This window comes from Curtobacterium sp. MCPF17_031 (assembly GCF_003234035.1).
In the GTDB taxonomy this organism is placed as follows: Bacteria; Actinomycetota; Actinomycetes; order Actinomycetales; family Microbacteriaceae; genus Curtobacterium.
The window spans coordinates 1-16,220 of record NZ_QKSG01000008.1 but is presented as its reverse complement, the minus strand read 5'-3'; the positions used below and the strand labels follow the sequence as shown (position 1 = coordinate 16,220).

17 protein-coding genes are annotated in these 16,220 nt (G+C 71.6%); 9 read left to right on the top strand and 8 right to left on the bottom strand.

Going from position 1 to position 16,220, the window contains the following annotated elements; genetic code table 11:
- Positions 1 to 109: 109 nt before the first annotated feature.
- Complete coding sequence (locus DEJ31_RS11965) at positions 110 to 418, bottom strand: hypothetical protein (RefSeq protein WP_110904327.1); 309 nt, start codon at positions 416 to 418, stop codon at positions 110 to 112.
- A 143-nt stretch (positions 419 to 561) separates the two neighbouring features.
- On the opposite strand from DEJ31_RS11965, the gene DEJ31_RS11960 reads away from it, so the two are divergent.
- Positions 562 to 1,089, top strand: a complete 528-nt coding sequence (locus tag DEJ31_RS11960) for a MarR family winged helix-turn-helix transcriptional regulator (protein WP_111121967.1) — start codon at positions 562 to 564, stop codon at positions 1,087 to 1,089.
- 14 nt (positions 1,090 to 1,103) lie between these two features.
- Here the strand turns inward: DEJ31_RS11960 and DEJ31_RS17245 are convergent, their stop codons facing one another.
- Positions 1,104 to 1,271 (bottom strand): hypothetical protein, encoded by a 168-nt coding sequence (locus DEJ31_RS17245; RefSeq protein ID WP_181421628.1) that lies wholly within the window; start codon positions 1,269 to 1,271, stop codon positions 1,104 to 1,106.
- A 439-nt stretch (positions 1,272 to 1,710) separates the two neighbouring features.
- Between DEJ31_RS17245 and DEJ31_RS11955 the strand changes: the two genes are divergently transcribed.
- The 5 genes from DEJ31_RS11955 to DEJ31_RS11935 all read left to right on the top strand — a co-directional run bounded on the left by DEJ31_RS11955 (position 1,711) and on the right by DEJ31_RS11935 (position 7,168).
- A complete protein-coding gene (locus DEJ31_RS11955) occupies positions 1,711 to 2,343 on the top strand; it encodes a TetR/AcrR family transcriptional regulator (protein WP_110904325.1) in 633 nt (210 codons plus the stop codon).
- 79 nt (positions 2,344 to 2,422) lie between these two features.
- Positions 2,423 to 5,122, top strand: a complete 2,700-nt coding sequence (locus DEJ31_RS11950) for an MMPL family transporter (protein WP_111121966.1) — start codon at positions 2,423 to 2,425, stop codon at positions 5,120 to 5,122.
- A 189-nt stretch (positions 5,123 to 5,311) separates the two neighbouring features.
- Positions 5,312 to 5,755, top strand: coding sequence for a MarR family winged helix-turn-helix transcriptional regulator (locus DEJ31_RS11945; protein ID WP_111044042.1), 444 nt, complete (start codon positions 5,312 to 5,314; stop codon positions 5,753 to 5,755).
- Positions 5,756 to 5,805: 50 nt separating this feature from the next.
- Complete coding sequence (locus DEJ31_RS11940; RefSeq protein ID WP_110904323.1) at positions 5,806 to 6,018, top strand: hypothetical protein; 213 nt, start codon at positions 5,806 to 5,808, stop codon at positions 6,016 to 6,018.
- A gap of 55 nt (positions 6,019 to 6,073) precedes the next feature.
- The gene (locus DEJ31_RS11935; protein WP_220034866.1) at positions 6,074 to 7,168 is read left to right on the top strand and encodes an alkene reductase; all 1,095 of its coding nucleotides are present in this window, start codon (positions 6,074 to 6,076) and stop codon (positions 7,166 to 7,168) included.
- Between the two features lie 58 nt (positions 7,169 to 7,226).
- Here DEJ31_RS11935 and DEJ31_RS11930 read toward each other — a convergent pair whose 3' ends face one another.
- The 4 genes from DEJ31_RS11930 to uraD are packed head-to-tail and all read right to left on the bottom strand — an operon-like array spanning position 7,227 to position 9,724.
- A complete protein-coding gene (locus DEJ31_RS11930; RefSeq protein WP_111121964.1) occupies positions 7,227 to 7,850 on the bottom strand; it encodes an NTP transferase domain-containing protein in 624 nt (207 codons plus the stop codon).
- Between the two features lie 12 nt (positions 7,851 to 7,862).
- Positions 7,863 to 8,816: a factor-independent urate hydroxylase gene (gene pucL, locus DEJ31_RS11925; RefSeq protein WP_111121963.1), complete on the bottom strand. Its 954-nt coding sequence runs from the start codon at positions 8,814 to 8,816 to the stop codon at positions 7,863 to 7,865.
- A gap of 6 nt (positions 8,817 to 8,822) precedes the next feature.
- Positions 8,823 to 9,176, bottom strand: coding sequence for a hydroxyisourate hydrolase (gene uraH / locus DEJ31_RS11920; protein ID WP_110904319.1), 354 nt, complete (start codon positions 9,174 to 9,176; stop codon positions 8,823 to 8,825).
- A complete protein-coding gene (gene uraD, locus DEJ31_RS11915; protein ID WP_111122047.1) occupies positions 9,173 to 9,724 on the bottom strand; it encodes a 2-oxo-4-hydroxy-4-carboxy-5-ureidoimidazoline decarboxylase in 552 nt (183 codons plus the stop codon). The genes uraH and uraD overlap by 4 nt, the downstream gene beginning before the upstream one ends.
- A gap of 215 nt (positions 9,725 to 9,939) precedes the next feature.
- Between uraD and DEJ31_RS11910 the strand changes: the two genes are divergently transcribed.
- The 3 genes from DEJ31_RS11910 to DEJ31_RS11900 are packed head-to-tail and all read left to right on the top strand — an operon-like array spanning position 9,940 to position 14,587.
- On the top strand, positions 9,940 to 10,773 hold the full coding sequence (locus tag DEJ31_RS11910; RefSeq protein WP_111121962.1) for a xanthine dehydrogenase family protein subunit M: 834 nt from the start codon (positions 9,940 to 9,942) through the stop codon (positions 10,771 to 10,773).
- The gene (locus DEJ31_RS11905) at positions 10,770 to 13,598 is read left to right on the top strand and encodes a molybdopterin cofactor-binding domain-containing protein (RefSeq protein WP_111121961.1); all 2,829 of its coding nucleotides are present in this window, start codon (positions 10,770 to 10,772) and stop codon (positions 13,596 to 13,598) included. The genes DEJ31_RS11910 and DEJ31_RS11905 overlap by 4 nt, the downstream gene beginning before the upstream one ends.
- Entirely contained in the window at positions 13,598 to 14,587 is a 990-nt protein-coding gene (locus DEJ31_RS11900) for an XdhC family protein (protein ID WP_111121960.1), read from the top strand. The genes DEJ31_RS11905 and DEJ31_RS11900 overlap by 1 nt, the downstream gene beginning before the upstream one ends.
- 3 nt (positions 14,588 to 14,590) lie before the next feature.
- Here the strand turns inward: DEJ31_RS11900 and DEJ31_RS11895 are convergent, their stop codons facing one another.
- Positions 14,591 to 15,304 carry a hypothetical protein gene (locus DEJ31_RS11895; protein WP_146236783.1) on the bottom strand — a complete coding sequence of 238 codons (714 nt, stop codon included), beginning with the start codon at positions 15,302 to 15,304 and terminating at the stop codon, positions 14,591 to 14,593.
- A gap of 35 nt (positions 15,305 to 15,339) precedes the next feature.
- Entirely contained in the window at positions 15,340 to 15,909 is a 570-nt protein-coding gene (locus DEJ31_RS11890; RefSeq protein WP_111121959.1) for a manganese efflux pump MntP family protein, read from the bottom strand.
- Between the last annotated feature and the right edge of the window lie 311 nt (positions 15,910 to 16,220).

The window sequence follows — 16,220 nt, the reverse complement described above, 5'->3', positions numbered from 1 at the left end:
ATGGGATCGGAACGGCCCGTTGCCCGGAGCACCAGATCCGGGTTCACGAGCATCAGCTCGCCGGTGCGCCCCTCCCGGCCGAGGACCGGGAACGGCGGGCGACGTCAGGTCAGTTGGAGCGCCCGTTGCCGTCGCGACGGTCGTCGTCGTCCTCGGGCTTGCGCACGCCGGCCTTCGCGATGCCGCGGCTGAGGATGTAGGCCATCGTCACGAGCGCGACGTAGAACCAGGCCTGGTCGGCACCGAAACCGGTGTGGCCCTCGTCGGCGTTGTCGACGACCGCCGACGCGATGAGGATGGCGAGCGACACCACGATCCACGCGTAGAACTCCGTGGTCTTCAGTGCGGACTTCGTCTCGTTCCAAGTGCGACGGACGACGTTGTCGTGTCGTGCGGGGTTTCCTGCCGTGTTCGACATGGGTGTCTCCTTCACATTCTGTGCCACCGGACCCCGGCGGCATCGTTGCGGTCCACACTTGTCTCGCGTCGCTGATTACCAACCCAGTTCCACTTCCCAGGGACCGGTGGGAGCATCGACGGAACGACGAGGGCGGTGTGCCGATGGGTACCGACGACAGGACCAGCAGTTCGCAGCACCTCTACGCCGCGCAGCCGCGGACCGCTGCCGGTGCGGCAGCGCTCGCGAGTCTGCAGTCGCTGAGCGACAGCGTCCACGACGCCGACGAAGGCGCCCTCCGCGCGCTGCAGATGCGCCCGATCGACGCCTTGGCACTGATGCACCTCGTCGACGCAGGCCGGATCGAACGGTTCCTCAGCCCGACCGACCTCGCGCTCAGACTCCGCTTGTCCACGGCGGGAGTCACGAAACTCGTGGACCGCCTCTTCCGGGACGGCCGCGTCGAGCGCCGTCCCCATGTGCACGACCGCCGGCGCGTGGTGCTCGTCCCGACCGCCACGGCGAGTGCCGACCTCGCGAGGGCCTACGGTCACATCCACACGCCCGTCACGGCCGTGATCGACGAACTCAGCGACGACGAAGCCGCCGTCGTCGGGCGCTTCGCCGCACGTCTCGCCGATGCACTCCGTCGCGAGAACACGCCGTCCACGGCGGCGCTCCCGCCCGTCTGAGCCGGAGCACGCGGTCAGTCCAGCCCGTTGGTCGTCTCGAACCCGATCCCCAGGACCTCGGCGAGTCGTCGACCCGACTCCTCGGCTTCCGCACGGGTGTCCACCCGGATCAACGGCGTCTTCCCGACCGACAGCAACCACTGTGTCCCGGTCGACCGCGCGCTGATCGAGTTCCGTCCCACGGCTACGCCACCCCTCGGAGTGCCGTCGGGTGGTACCCGCCCACTCCGCGGAAGCAGGACTCACCCAGGTCCTGTGCCAACGGCGAGGAGCGGAGGCGCCGGACGCGGAGGCCCGCGGACCACTCCGGGAGACCGAGCGAGCGGTCGGAGACGGGAGCAGGGGCGAGATGGGAACTGTCGACTTGGAACACGGGTGCCTTCCTGAGGCTGTGTCGTGCGCATCGAACCGGAGTCAACAGTGCTCGATGTGGCTGACGGGGGCTGGGCCAGCTGTTCCAGGGTACGGATCCACACGCCCCCGACCAGGGGGTGGACGGATCCGCGATCATGTGTTGTCATCCACGCCTCGGCGAGCCTCGTGCTCGGCCATCGAGGGTCGAACCTGTGGATCACCCCGGTCTGGATGCACCCAGTGCATCGTTGCACCTAGTGTCTTCTCGTGACCCTCTCACCCGACCGCCGTGCTGCCCTCAAGGCGCGACACCGGGAAGCGATCCTGCAGGCTGCCCGCGATCTGATCGAGGAGCGCGGGGAGTTCAGCGTCGACGAGCTCGCGGCCCGCGCCGACGTCGCCCGCCGCACGGTCTTCAACCACTTCGCCTCGCTCGACGAGATCCGCCTGTCCGTGTGCGAGGAAGCCCTGTCGGTGATCATCGACCGGTTCCTCGCGGAGATCGCGAACACCCCGATGGGGGACGGCTCACGCGCAGCGATGTTCGACGAACTCGAGTCCGCCGCCCGCGGTACCGACCTCGCCGGCGCCATCGTCCGGCTCCACCGGATCCTCGGCGAGCCGGAGGAGGACGACCCGAAGGCGGCTGCCCTCACACAGACCGCGTTCGCCCGGGTCACCGGGCGCCTCCGGAGCGAGGTGGCCCGACGGCACCCCGCAGCTGATGCCCTGGACACCGCACTCCTGGTGGACTCGCTGATGAGCGGCATCGTCGTCATCGCCGAGCACTGGTTGGTGACCACCGGCCCCCGCCTGGACGAACAGGCCCGGGACGACTGGGACGCCCTGCTCGGACGGCTCGTGCACAGCGTCCGCAGCGGGTACCTGCCCGACCACTGACCACATCGACGTCCTCCCTGGGGTCCACCGGCGCACCCCGTTCGACAGCACACCCACGACGAAAGGAACGGGGCCCAGCATGGCCGGTCTCCTCTACCGCCTCGGTCGCTTCGCGGCCCGCCGACACTGGACGGTGATCATCGCCTGGATCGTCCTCCTGGCGATCGCCGGTGTCACCTTCAGCCTGTTCTCGGGCACCATCTCGTCCTCGATCACGATCCCCGGCACGAAGACCAGCCAGGTACAGGACGAGCTGGCCGACAAGTTCCCGAGCGCGAACGGCGGCAACGGCACGCTGGTCTTCCAGACGACCGACGGCAAGGCCTTCACCGACAGCCAGCAGGACGAGGTCAAGTCGTTCCTCACCGACCTCGAGGACCTGCCCGGCGTCAAGGGCACCACCGACGGGTTCGCCACCCAGCAGCGGCTCGACGACCAGCGGCAGAAGATCGTCGACGGTCGCAAGGAGATCGCGGACGGCCGTCAGGAGCTGGAGGACGGACAGAAGGAGCTCGACGCCCAGAAGGCCCAGCTCGCGTCCGGCCAGCAGCAGATCGCGGACGCCCAGGCCCAGCTCGACGCACAGAAGGCGCAGGCACAGGTCCAGGCACAGGCCGCGGGAGCCGCCGCGGCCGCCAGCGCCGCAGCACAGGCACAGGCGCAGGCCGGCCAGCAGCAGCTCACGCAGGCGCAGGCGCAGATCGACGCCCAGAAGCAGCAGCTGACCGCGGGTGAGCAGCAGATCGCCGACGCCCAGAAGACCATCGACCAGAACACGCAGAAGCTCGAGGACAGCGAACGCGACCTCGAACAGGGCTCCGACCTGCTCGACCTGTCGAAGGACATCCGGTTCGTCTCGTCGAACGACTCCGCGGCCATCGGCACGGTGCAGTTCACCAAGTCGACCTACGAGGTGCCGCAGACCACGAAGCAGGAGATCTCGGACCGTGCCGATGCCGCGAAGATCAGCGGCGTCGACGTCTTCGTGTCGAACGACATCGCGCAGGGCGTGCCCTCGATCCTCGGACCGGGCGAGATCATCGGCGTCATCATCGCCGCCCTCGTGCTGTTCCTCATGCTCCGAACGGTCATCGGCGCCGCGATCCCGCTGCTCAGCGCCGTGCTCGGTGTCGGCGTCGCGACCCTCGCCTCACTGTCCTTCTCCGACCTGGTCGAGTTCATCTCGGTCACGCCGGTGCTCGGGGTGATGCTCGGCTTGGCGGTCGGTATCGACTACTCGCTGTTCATCCTCAACCGCCACCGGACCCAGCTGAAGCAGGGCATGGGCGTGCACGAGTCGATCGGGCTCGCGAACGGTACCTCCGGCAACGCCGTGGTCTTCGCCGGCACGACGGTCATCGTCGCGCTGCTCGCGCTGAACATCACCGGCATCCCGTTCCTCGGCCTGATGGGCACGGTCGGTGCGGTGGCGGTCCTGTTCGCCATCCTCATCGCGACCTCGTTCACGCCGGCACTGCTGTCGCTGCTCGGCTTCCGGATCCTCCGGAAGAAGGAGCGTCAGCAGATCGGGCACACCGGCTCGGTCCAGGTGCCGAACAAGCCGATGTCGACCTGGCGTGCCGTGATCACCCTGGTCGCGGGCGTCGCCGTCCTCGGCACGATCGCACTGCCCGCGACGCAGATGCGCCTCGGCCTGCCGTCGGGTTCGTCCGAGGCCGTCGAGTCCAGCCAGTACAAGGCATACAAGACACTCGAGAAGGAGTTCGGCGCCGGCCAGAACGGCCCGCTGCTCGTCGTCGCCACCCTGCCGAAGGCCATCAGCGAGGACGACGTCACCGGCACCGAGGTGACCATCGGCCAAGCGCTCGCGAAGAACGGCGACGTCGACGCTGTCCTGCCCATCGGCGCGTCGAAGGACCGCACGATCATCGCCTTCCAGGTGAAGCCGGACGGCGGTCCGGACAGCGTCTCCACCGAGGAGCTCGTCAAGGACCTCCGCACCCAGAGCGTCTCGACCGACGACGGACGGGTGGAGCTCGGCGTCGCCGGCAACGCCAGCGCCAACATCGACGTGTCCGAGAAGCTCGCGAACGTGCTGCCGCTCTACCTGGCGGTCGTGGTCGGACTGTCGCTGATCATCCTGATCATCGTGTTCCGGTCGTTCCTGGTCCCGATCACGGCGACCGCGGGGTTCATCCTGTCGGTGCTCGCCTCGTTCGGTGGTCTGACCGCGATCTACCAGTTCGGCTGGCTCGGCAGCGTGTTCGGCGTGCACGACCCGGCACCGATCCTGAGCTTCCTGCCCATCATCGAGATCGGCATCCTGTTCGGTCTCGCGATGGACTACCAGCTGTTCCTGGTCTCCGGCATGCGTGAGGCGTACGCGCACGGCGCCAGCGCGAAGGTCGCGGTCCAGCGCGGTCTGCACGCCGGCCGGGCGGTGGTCACGGCGGCCGCGATCATCATGATCTCGGTCTTCGCCGGGTTCATCTTCTCGGAGTCGTCGACCATCAAGCCGATCGGCTTCGGCCTGGCGTTCGGTGTCCTGCTCGACGCGTTCGTGGTCCGCATGCTGCTCATCCCGGCCGTGATGCACCTGCTCGGCAAGAGCGCCTGGTGGATCCCGAAGTGGCTCGACCGGATCCTGCCGGACGTCGACGTCGAGGGCGCCAAGCTCGAGCGCATGCAGCCGGCCGCGCAGCACGGGTCGTCGGCCCCGACGGACGACCGCGGCGCCCACCACGGGTCGCATGCGGCTCCGGCCGAGCCGGACGCGCCGACCCACGACTCGGGTCATTCGCCCGCGCACCGCGCGTAGGCACCAGCGTCACCGACGCACGGCCGGTGCCGGTCCACGAGACCGGCACCGGCCCTCCCGTCCGTGGTCCACCCCGGCAAGACACCGGTGTTCGTCGGTCACATCGCGCAGATGCGCGGCGCAACAGACGAACACCGGTGTTCCGCAGCCCGTCCGCGACGCTTCGTGCACGAAGGGTACGGTGGACGCATGCGCTCCACCGAGACCGATCCGCTCTCGCTCGACCGGCAGCTCTGCTTCGCCCTCGCGGCCACGAGTCGCAGCGTCGTCGGGCTCTACCGGGAGTTCCTCGAGCCGTTGGGTCTCACCCATCCGCAGTACCTCGTGATGCTCGCCCTGTGGGAGCGCGACCCGCGGTCGGTCCGTGAGATCGCCGGCGAACTCCGGCTCGAGTCGGCGACCCTCAGCCCACTGCTCAAGCGACTGGAGGCCTCCGGCTACGTCCGCCGCAGCCGGAGCACCGAGGACGAGCGCCAGCTCGCGGTGTCCCTGACGACCGCCGGACGGTCGCTGCGTGACCGTGCCGAGGCCGTCCCGGTCGCGGTGGCCGCACGGCTCGGCTGGCCGGTGTCCCGGCTCGAGGCGCTGAAGGACGAGCTGACGGCACTGCTCGAGGTCGTCGACCACTCCTGACCACGGATGACGAGTACACTAACGATGAGGGCACGAACGGAAGGGTCGTCATGGGACGTTTCGCAGACTGGTACGGGCGCTGGAACACGACGCTCATCGACAAGATGGGCCCGTCGCAGATCGGTGCGGGCCACCCCGAGGGCCTCGACGACCGCACGATCGACCGCGGCTGCCCGATCTGCCACCAGCCGCTGTCCCTGCACACCGTGATCCGCCCCGAGGGTCAGGTCCGCTCCTCCACGCTGGTGTGCCCGCGCCCCTGACTGTCCTTCCGCCGAAGTCGGAATGTGCAACACGCACTCGACGTTCCCGCCCGACGTGAAGCTCTTCGAACCCACCGCGCTCGGCGCCCTCCGACTCAGCAACCGCATCGTCATGGCCCCGCTCACCCGCACCCGCGCCGGTGAGCACGGGGTCCCGAACGACCTGCTCGTCGAGCACTACGCGCAGCGTGCGACGCTCGGCATGATCATCACCGAGGGCACCTGGCCCGTGCAGGAGGGCCGCTCCTACCCTGGACAGCCCGGCATCGAGACCGACGAGCAGATCGCCGGCTGGCGCCGCGTCGCCGACGCCGTCCACGAGCGCGGCGGCACGATCGTCATGCAGCTCATGCACGGTGGTCGCGTCTCGCACCCCTCGATCTCCCAGACCCCGCGGATCGTCGGCCCGAGCGCCGTCGCCGCCCCCGGTCAGACGCACCTGGCCGACGGTTCGAAGGCCGAGATGCCGGTCCCCCACGCGCTGACCACCGACGAGGTCGCCGAGGCCGTCCAGGCCCACGTGCAGGCTGCTCGCAACGCCATCGCAGCCGGGCTCGACGGCGTCGAGGTGCACGGTGCGAACGGCTACCTGGTGCACCAGTTCATGTCGCGCCACTCGAACACCCGCACCGACCAGTACGGCGGCTCGCCGGAGAACCGTGCCCGCTTCGCCGTCGAGGTCGTCACCGCCGTCGCCGCGGCCGTCGGCGCGGACCGCACCGGCATCCGCCTGTCGCCCGAGCACGGCATCCAGGGCGTCATCGAGGACGACGCCGCCGATGTGCGTGCCGTCTACACGGCGATCGCCGAGGGCCTGGCACCGCTCGGCCTGGCCTTCATCGACGTCCTGCACGCCGAGCCGGCCGGTGAGCTCGTGCAGGGCATCCGCCGCACCGCGGGAGCGCCGTTCGTCGTCAACTCGGGCTTCAGCGTCATGACCGACCGCGACGAGGCCATCGCCGTCATCGAGGGCGACGTGGCCGATGCGATCGCCGTCGGCCGTCCCGCCATCGCCAACCCGGACCTCGCGGAGCGCTGGGAGCAGGACGCCGAGCTCAACCAGCCGCGGCCGGAGCTGTTCTACGGCCAGACCGGCGAGGGCTACACCGACTACCCGACCCTCACCGAGGTGCGCGCGTCGGTCGCGTAGTCCACACATGACGGGAGGCCCGTGGCGAGTCCGCCACGGGCCTCCCGTCGTGTCCGGGTCAGGTGACGCCCACCCCCGCGCGGTCCTGGTCGGCTCCGTCCCAGAGGTCGCTGCACTCCACCGGCCGCGTGCCGGCCGACCGGAGCCAGTGCCCGGCTCCTCGGTCCTCCCCGGCTGCCGAGCCGAGGGACTCCCGGAGCGCGTCCCAGTGGTCGCGCCCGATGAGCACCGGGTGCCCGGGCCGGCCGCCGTGCACCGCCCGTCGGAGTGACGCGCGGTCCGCAGCCACGCGACCGCGGTCGTCGAGCACCCGACGCACCGCCCCCGCCGGCAGCCCCGGCAGGTCCACGAGCGTGACGAGCACGGCGGTGACGTCCGGGTCCTCCGCCGCGGCCACCAGGCCGGTCAGCAGTGAGGCGGACGGCCCGCGTTCCCAGTCGGCGGCGACCACGGTGCGGACCGCCGGCCGCTCGGGGACCAGGGCACGGGCCTCCCGGCTGGCGGCACCGAGGACGACGACCACCGCGTCGCAGCCGCCGTCGAGCAGGGCCGCGACCGCCAGGTCGACCCATGGTCGACCGTCCGGTCGACGCACCAGTGCCTTCGGACGGCCCATCCGGGTGCCGGCGCCGGCCGCGAGGACGACGCCGACCACCCGGCCCGGTCGCGTGTCGGCGGCCATCACGTCGGATCGTCAGACGAAGCCGGGCACCGCGAGCCAGGCTGCGGGAGCCTCCTCGACGCCGTCCCGGACGACCGTGCCCGAGATGAGGCCGTAGGGGCGGTCCGCGGCGAAGAAGACCTCGCCCGGGTTGTCGAGGCCGAACGGTGCCAGGTCGACCAGGAAGTGGTGCTTGTTCGGCATCGAGAAGCGCACCTCGGCGATCTCGGGGAACGCCTCGATCGCGGTGCGCCCCATCGCGAACAGGGTCTGCTGCAGCGCGAGCGAGTGCAGGTCGGCGAAGGTCTCGAGCATCCGCGCGAGGACCCCCGCGTGCACGGCGCCGTAGTCGATGCCGGCGGCGACCGCGTCCGGTAGGTACCGCCAGCGGGCCGTCACGGAGGTGGCGAGGATCCGGTCGTCGGTCTCGGCGAGGGTCGTGTACCCGTCGCGGGGGAAGCCGTGGAACTCGCTGCCGGTCGACTTCAGCACGGTCAGGTCGGTGACGCCCGCGATCACGTGGACGTCCTCGCCGTCGACCTGCACGACGGCGGTGCGCGTGCCGGCGCCGGCCCGGACGAAGGCGTGGTCGTGCTCGCGGCCGGCGACCGCGATGCGCTCCCAGGTGTGCTGCTCGGCGGACAGCGTCGCCCCGTCGTACCAGTCGAACGCGGTCGTGAAGTGCCGGCCGAGGCGGAGCAGGAACTCCTCGGGGCTGTGCACGCCGTGCTCGCGGGCGAAGGCGTAGACCGTGTTCTTCTGGCTGTCGGTCGCCAGGACCTTCGCGTTGTCGCCGTCCGTGTACGAGTCGACGAGCGCCGTGCCGCGCAGCTGGGTCGTGACGGTGAGGTCCTCGATCTCGTGGCGGTCGGTGCCGCGGGTGATGCGGACCAGGCGGACCTCGGCCTTGCCGTACTGGTTGGCGCCGAGGTGGACGGCGGTGGGCACGGCGGTGCTGGTGTCGGGTGCGGTGCTGGTGTCGGTCATGGTGGGTCAGCTCCCTCGGTAGGTGGAGTAGGCGAACGGACTGAGCAGGAGGGGGACGTGCAGGTGCGGGGCGGGATCGTCCGGTGTCAGCCCGTCCGGCTGCTCGGGCACGGTGATGGTCACGGTGACGCGGGGGTGGAACGTCCCGGTGTCGAGCGCCGCCCAGTACGCGCCGGTGGCGAAGGACAGCGTCCACTCCCCCGGCGTGAGCAGATCCGGCCCGAGGCTGCTGATCCGACCGTCGCCGTCGGTGCGCCCGGAGGCGACGAGCGCCCCGTCGGCGTCGGTCAACGAGACGGCGACCCCGGCGGCCGGCCAGCCGTTCGTCGTGTCGAGCACATGGGTGCTGAGGTGGCTCATCGGACGCTCCTGTCGAGTCGGAGGAGGGCGATCTCCCGCAGTTGGTCGGCGACCTCGGCACGCTCGGTGGTGTCGTCGGCGTCCAGACGGCGGTGCAGTTCGGCGAGCACCTCGTCGGCACTCCGGCCGGCTGCCCGGATGAGGAACACCCGGTCGAAGCGCGCCTCGTAGGCGGCGTTGCCCGCCCCGAGCGCGGCCGCGGTGTCCGCGTCCGGGTCCGCCGAGGCGGCCTGCTCCAGCCGGGAGGCTGCTGCCGCGGCCCCGTCGCCCACCGGCCGGTCCCCGATCCGTGGATGTTCGGCGAGGGCGGCCTCCACCTCGTCGTCGGTCCAGGTCCGCGCGAGCCGGTCGGCCTCGGCCGTGAGGGCGTCCGCTGACCTGTACGGACGGCCGGCGAGGACGGCGTCGATCCACCGGGGCACGGCGGCCCACGACGTGACGAGTGCCCGGGCAGCGTCGTCGTCGAGCCGGTCGAACGCGAGCACGCTGCCGGGGTCGCCGGCGGGTCCGGGCGACGCGGCGCCGGTGTCGGGCGGTGGAACGGTCATGTCCCGGAGGATGGCACCCGCGTGTTTCGGGGAGAGGTCGAGCAGGTCACGGGTCCGGTGCACCGCCCGACACCGGCTGTTGCTTCCCCGTAACGACGCTGAAACACCGGTTCCCTAGCGTGGCGACATGGCATGGAACCGGGGCATGATCGCGCACGGCCGACGAGTCGGTGCGCTCGTCGTCCCCTGCCGCCCTGCCCCGATCGGACCCGTCCATGGACCTCGTCTCCGTCCGCACCGTGCGGACACCGTCGCACCGCGACGACCTCGCCTTCGCACCCGGTGACCGCCCACTCGGCGGCGGCACCTGGCTCTTCTCCGAGGAACAGCCCGGCCTGACCGGGCTCGTCGACCTGACGACCCTCGGCTGGCCGGACGTCGAACGGACGCCCGGCACCCTGACGATCGCGGCGACGTGCACGATCGCCGCGCTGCTCCGCGTGCAGGCGGACGCCGCTTGGACCGCCTGGCCGCTGGTGGACCGGTGCGCCAACGCGCTGCTCGCCTCGTTCAAGGTGTGGAACGCGGCGACCGTGGGCGGGAACGTGGCGGTCGGACTGCCGGCGGGCGCGATGACGGCGCTGCTCGTGACACTCGACGCGACCGCGGTGGTGTGGACGCCCGACGGCGGGGAGCGCCGGATCCCCGTCGAGCGGCTCGTGCTCGGGGTGCGGACGCTCGACCTCCGGCACGGCGAGGTGATCCGGGCGTTCGACCTGCCCGAGCGGGCACTCCGGGCGACGACCGGGTTCCGCCGGGTGTCGCTCAGTCCGCACGGTCGGTCGGGCTCGCTCGTCACCGCTCGGTGGTCGGCCGCGGGCTTCGTGCTCGTCGTCACGGCGGCGACCCGGCACCCGGTGGTGTTCCGCTGGCCCGTGGTCCCGACGGCCGACGAGGTGGACGCGGCGCTCGACACCGTGCTGGGGTCCGACGCGGACTGGTACGACGACCCGCACGGATCTCCCCGGTGGCGACGGGCGGTGAGCAGCGTCTTCGCCCACGAGCTCCGGGCCGAAGCAGCCGGAGCAGCCGGAGCGGGTACACGATGAGGCTCGAGGTGGACGGCGCCCCGCTGGACGTCACCCCGCAGCCCGGCCAGGTCCTCCGCACGCTCCTCCGCGAGCACGGCGTGACCTCGGTGAAGAAGGGCTGCGACGCCGGCGACTGCGGTGCCTGCACCGTCCTCGTCGACCAGGTGCCGGTGCACTCCTGCATCACGCCCGCGCACCGGCTCGACGGCAGCACGGTCACCACGGCCGCCGGTCTCGGCAGCCCGGAGCACCCGCACCCCGTCCAGCGGGCGTTCGCCGAGGCACCCGGGTTCCAGTGCGGCTTCTGCACGGCGGGCTTCGTCGTCACCGCCTCGACGCTGACCGAGGACGACCTGGCCGACCGGCACCGGAAGCTGAAGGGCAACCTCTGCCGCTGCACCGGGTACCGGGCGATCGAGGACGCGCTCGACGGCGTCGTCAACACCACCTGTGCAGCACCGGGTGCGGCGATCGGCACCTCGGTCGCGGCACCGGCAGCCCGGCGCATCGTCTCCGGCAGCGAGGAGTACACGCTCGACGTGCCCGACGGCCTGCTCTCCGGCTCGGACGACGGGCTCCGGCGGACCCAGGCGCTCCTGCACCTCGCCGTCCTCGGCAGCCCGCACCCGCACGCCCGCATCAGGTCGATCGACACCGTCGCGGCCGAGGCCCTCCCCGGCGTCCACGCCGTGTTGACGTACCGGGACGACCCCGGCGTGCTGTTCTCCACCGGCCGCCACGAGTCCCGGCTCGACGACCCGGACGACACCCGCGTGCTCGACCGGGTCCTGCGGTTCCGCGGCCAGCGCGTCGCAGCCGTCGTCGCCGACAGCGTGCGGATCGCCGAGCAGGCGTGCGCCCTGGTCCACGTCGACTACGAGGTCCTCGACAGCGTGCACGACCCGGACGCCGCACGCCGACCGGGCGCCCCGCTCCTGCACGGCGACAAGACGACGGCCGAGCACCGGATCGGCGAGCCCGCCCGGAACGTCGTGGCGAGCCTCCACGGCGGCACCGGCGACGTCGAGACCGCACTGTCCGCGTCGGCCGCGACCGTCGACGGCGTCTGGACCACCGGCCGCGTCTCGCACGCGGCCCTCGAGACGCACGCCACCCGCGGGTGGGTGGACCCGGACGGGAGGCTCGTGCTCCGGACCGCCACACAGGTCCCGTTCCTCGTGCGGGACGAGATCGCCCGCGTGTTCTCGCTGGACCCGGCCGGGGTACGCGTCGTCGCCAAGCGGGTGGGCGGCGGGTTCGGCGGCAAGCAGGAGCTGCTCACCGAGGACCTCGTCACCCTCGCGGTACTGCGGACCGGCCGCACCGTGCAGTTCGAGTTCAGCCGACGTGACGAGTTCACGGTCGCCCCCACCCGGCATCCGATGCGCGTCCGGGTCCGGCTCGGCGCCGACGCGGACGGCACGCTCACCGCCCTGCACGTCGACCAGACGATGGACACCGGGGCGTACGGCAACCACGGCATCGGCGTCATGTTCCACTCCGTCAGTGAGTCCGTCGCGGTGTACCGGTGCCCGGTGAAGCGCGTCGACGCGGAGTCGGTGTACACGAACAACCTGCCTTCGGGGGCGTTCCGCGGGTACGGGCTCGGACAGGTGGTGTTCGCGATCGAGTCGGCCATGGACGACCTCGCCCGTGAACTGGGCATCGACCCGGTCGAACTGCGACGGCGGAACGTCGTGGTGCCCGGCGACCCGCTCGTCGTCACCGACCCGCACGAGCAGAGCGACCTGCGGTGGGAGGGCAGCTACGGGCTCGACCAGTGCCTCGACCTCGTCGAGGACGCCCTGGCCGGACCGCTGCCCGAGGTCCCCCGGATGGACGGCCCGGAACTGAGCGGCCCCGGCCTGGACCATGCCGCGGACTGGGCGTTCGGGACCGGGATGGCCCTCGCGGCGATCGCGACCATGCCGCCCCGCGGACACCACGCGCACACGTCCGTCGAGCTGCTGCCCGGCGGACGGTACCGGATCGGCGTCGGCACGGCGGAGTTCGGCAACGGCACCACCACCGTGCACACGCAGCTCGTGGCCACCGCGCTCGGCACCACCCCTGACCGGGTCGACGTGCACCAGTCCGACACCGACGCCACCCGGCACGACACCGGGGCGTTCGGGTCGGCCGGGGTGGTCGTCGCCGGTCGCGCGCTGTACGCCGCCGCCCGGATGCTCCGGGACGACCTGACCGCCCGTGCGCTCGCGCTCGTCGCGGCCCCGACGCCGAGGACCTCGTCGGGCGTGCTCGGACCCGCCGTCGCCGTCGAGCCCGAGGGGGTCCGCGTCGGGGACGAACTCGTGGGGCACGCGGAACTCCTCGCCGAGGGTCCGCTGATCGCCCACGCCAGCCACGACGGCACCCCACGGTCGCTCGCCTTCACGGTGCACGGCGCACGGGTCGCGGTGCACCGGCCGACCGGCGAGGTCCGCGTCCTGCAGAGCGTCCAGGCCGTCGACGCCGGCACGGTCCTCAACCCCGAGCAGCTGCGCGGCCAGGTCGAGGGCGGCGCGGCGCAGGCGATCGGGTCGACGCTGTACGAGGAGGTCCTGCTCGACGCCACCGGCCGGGTCACCACCGACGCCTTCCGCTCCTACCGGGTGCCGAAGATCTCGGACGTGCCGCGGACGCAGGTGCTGTTCGCAGACACCCACGACCCGCTCGGACCCCTGGGAGCGAAGTCGATGAGCGAGGCCCCGTACAACCCGGTCGCCCCGGCGGTCGCCAACGCCGTGCGGGACGCGATCGGCATCCGGCCGTACCGGCTGCCGATGACCCGCGACCGGGTGTGGGCGCTGCTGGCGGACGCGACCGACGCCGGGGGTGCCTGATGTTCGAACTGGCACCGCGCCTCCTGGCCGTGCTCGAGGCCGGCGACCCCGTCGTCGTCGCGACCGCCGTCGACGTCCAGGGCAGTGCACCGAGCGGGACCGGTACCTCGATGGCGGTGCTGCCCGGCGGCGAGGTCGTCGGGACGATCTCCGGTGGATGCGTCGAGGGGTCGCTGTACGGCACCGCCGAGGAGGTCTTGGCGACCGGCGTCCCGGTCCTGGAACGCTTCGGGTTCGAGGACCCGTCCGGACCGATTGCGGACTGGGCACCCGGCCTGCGGTGCGGGGGCCGGGTCGAGGTCCTCGTCCACCGGGTCCTGCCGGCCGACACCGTCGTGCTCGACGCGCTCCGCACCGCCGCCGCCGGGACGCCGACGTCGCTCGGTCTGTCGCTCGACGCCGCCTCGCTCGGCACGGTCGTGCCCTCGTCGGACGGCTGCCGCACCCGCGTCTTCACCGAGTACGCGGGCGGCCGGGCGCGGTGCATCGTCGTCGGCGCGGTCGAGTTCGCCGTCGCCGTGACGAACACCGCGGCGATGCTCGGCTACGCGGTGACCGTCGTCGACCCGAGGCCGGTGTTCCTCACCGACCAGCGATTCCCGGCGGCGCAGGAACGTGTCGTCGGGTGGCCGCCGCGGGTCCTCGCCGACACCGCGATCGGACCGGACACCGTCGTCGTCGTGCTCACGCATGACGACCGGTTCGACGCCGAGGTGCTCGACCTCGCGCTCCGTCGGGGCGCCGGGTACGTCGGGGCGATGGGCTCCCGGGCGACGCACGAGCGGCGGATGGCAGTACTGCGCGAGCTCGGGACGCCGGACACCGAGCGGCTGCGGTCCCCGATCGGTCTGGACATCGGGGCGGAGACCCCTGCCGAGATGGCGCTGTCGATCATGGCCGAGGTGGTGGCGGTCCGCCGGGGCGCTCCGGGCGGGGCGCTCGTCGACGGGAGCGGGCCGGTGCACCGGCGGGCGGTGCCGGTCCTCTGAGGGTCAGGTCTCGTCGTCGTCCCGGAGGAAACCGGTGGTCGGGTCGATCTCCGCCAGGAAGGCGTGGATGTTCCGGCGCATGTGCTCGTCGTCGCCCACGGTGGCAGCGACGACAGCCTCGATCGACTCGGCACTCATCCCGCGGCTGCCGCCGAGCGTCCCGCCGTAGCCGTATCCGGCGTTCGGTCCGCTGAGCCACGTGACCTGGTGGCTGGTGCCCTGCACGGACACGAGAAAGACCTCCCCGTCGACCACGAGTTCCCGTTCCGCGGGTACGGGCAGGGGGCCGTCCGGACCGACCGGCCGCCCTCCGTCGTGCCAGCCGAACGGGCCGGCGAGTGCGTGGAGCCGGGCGTGCTCGACCTGGTCGGAGAGCCGCCACCCGTAGTTCTCAGCGATGACGTGACTCGCGCCATCGATCGTCGTCCTGGCACGTGTTCCACCCAGACCGTCGGTGTCCACCTCTTCGTCGGTCCAGGTGATGAACTGACCCGCCCAGTCCCCGGCGTCCTCAGGAGGGGCGTGCAACCACCACTGCGGTGCCCCGGTCGAGGGCAACCGGACCCGCAGGTGCGCCTTCTGCCCGCCGGCCTGCTCGATCACCATGCTCGCGACACCGTCGACCGCCTCCACCTCGGCGATCGTGTAGTCGCGAGTGTGGGCCGCTCGGAGCGCGGCGACGATCTCGTCATCGGTGAGCACGCTCGATATTCCCACGCGACCACGCGGGGCGGCGCTCCCCCCGGGACGCGTCAACCGAGGACGCCGGTGTGCTCCAGCACGATCTGCACGCCGATGAGGATGAGCACCACACCACCGGCGATCTCGGCCGGCTTGCCGAAGCGGGCACCGACGCGGCGTCCGACGGCCACCCCGACGAAACTCAGCAGGGCGGTCGTGATGCCGATGAGCAGGACCGCCCACCCGATGGACACCGGAAGGAACGCCAGGGTGATCCCGACCGCGAGCGCGTCGATGCTCGTCGCGATCGCCAGCACCAGCAGTTCGCGGATGCGCAGTCGGTCGGTGTCCTCCGCCGTGTCCTCGTGCCGACTAAAGGCCTCCCAGAGCATCTTGCCGCCGACGAGCGCGAGCAGCCCGAACGCGACCCAGTGGTCGTAGTCGGCGATCGCTCCCGCGAAGGTCGTGCCGAGGAGCCACCCGAGCAGTGGCATCACCGCCTGGAACAGGCCGAACACGAGAGCGATCACCACGGCCTGGCGGACGGCGAACCGCCGCATGTGCAGGCCCTTGCCGAGTGCGACGGCGAAGGCGTCAGCGGAGACGCCGAGCGCGATCAGGAACAGGGCCCAGAACGACATGGGGGTGGTGCCTCTCGAGGTGACGGAGGAGACACCGGCGTCTCGGAACTCGACGATCCTGCCATGCCCCAGCGGACCTCCCGACCGGAAAAGACCTGATCAGAGGGATTCGGGACGACGAATTCGCGCGTTCGCTCCGCCGCCACTCGGAGGCCGGTTGTCACAGAACGGTAACGAGGACAAACCGACCCAAACCAGTTCGTGGACGGCCCCGAACCACTGTCACAAGCCGGGAAACACCCGCAGCGCTCACCAGCAGCTCACCGCTGGTTCTCCACCCCTTCGCGGGGTGTGTTCGGCGCGCTGTCACC

Coding starts and splice junctions, on each gene's coding strand:
- DEJ31_RS11930 (WP_111121964.1), bottom strand. CDS start 7,850: ATGGCCGCCGACACGCGACCGGGCCGGGTGGTCGGCGTCGTCCTCGCG.
- DEJ31_RS11940 (WP_110904323.1), top strand. CDS start 5,806: ATGGGACGTTTCGCAGACTGGTACGGGCGCTGGAACACGACGCTCATC.
- DEJ31_RS11890 (WP_111121959.1), bottom strand. CDS start 15,909: ATGTCGTTCTGGGCCCTGTTCCTGATCGCGCTCGGCGTCTCCGCTGAC.
- uraH (WP_110904319.1), bottom strand. CDS start 9,176: ATGAGCCACCTCAGCACCCATGTGCTCGACACGACGAACGGCTGGCCG.
- pucL (WP_111121963.1), bottom strand. CDS start 8,816: ATGACCGACACCAGCACCGCACCCGACACCAGCACCGCCGTGCCCACC.
- DEJ31_RS11950 (WP_111121966.1), top strand. CDS start 2,423: ATGGCCGGTCTCCTCTACCGCCTCGGTCGCTTCGCGGCCCGCCGACAC.
- DEJ31_RS11965 (WP_110904327.1), bottom strand. CDS start 418: ATGTCGAACACGGCAGGAAACCCCGCACGACACGACAACGTCGTCCGT.
- DEJ31_RS11900 (WP_111121960.1), top strand. CDS start 13,598: ATGTTCGAACTGGCACCGCGCCTCCTGGCCGTGCTCGAGGCCGGCGAC.
- DEJ31_RS11905 (WP_111121961.1), top strand. CDS start 10,770: ATGAGGCTCGAGGTGGACGGCGCCCCGCTGGACGTCACCCCGCAGCCC.
- DEJ31_RS11960 (WP_111121967.1), top strand. CDS start 562: ATGGGTACCGACGACAGGACCAGCAGTTCGCAGCACCTCTACGCCGCG.
- DEJ31_RS11910 (WP_111121962.1), top strand. CDS start 9,940: ATGGACCTCGTCTCCGTCCGCACCGTGCGGACACCGTCGCACCGCGAC.
- DEJ31_RS11945 (WP_111044042.1), top strand. CDS start 5,312: ATGCGCTCCACCGAGACCGATCCGCTCTCGCTCGACCGGCAGCTCTGC.
- uraD (WP_111122047.1), bottom strand. CDS start 9,724: ATGACCGTTCCACCGCCCGACACCGGCGCCGCGTCGCCCGGACCCGCC.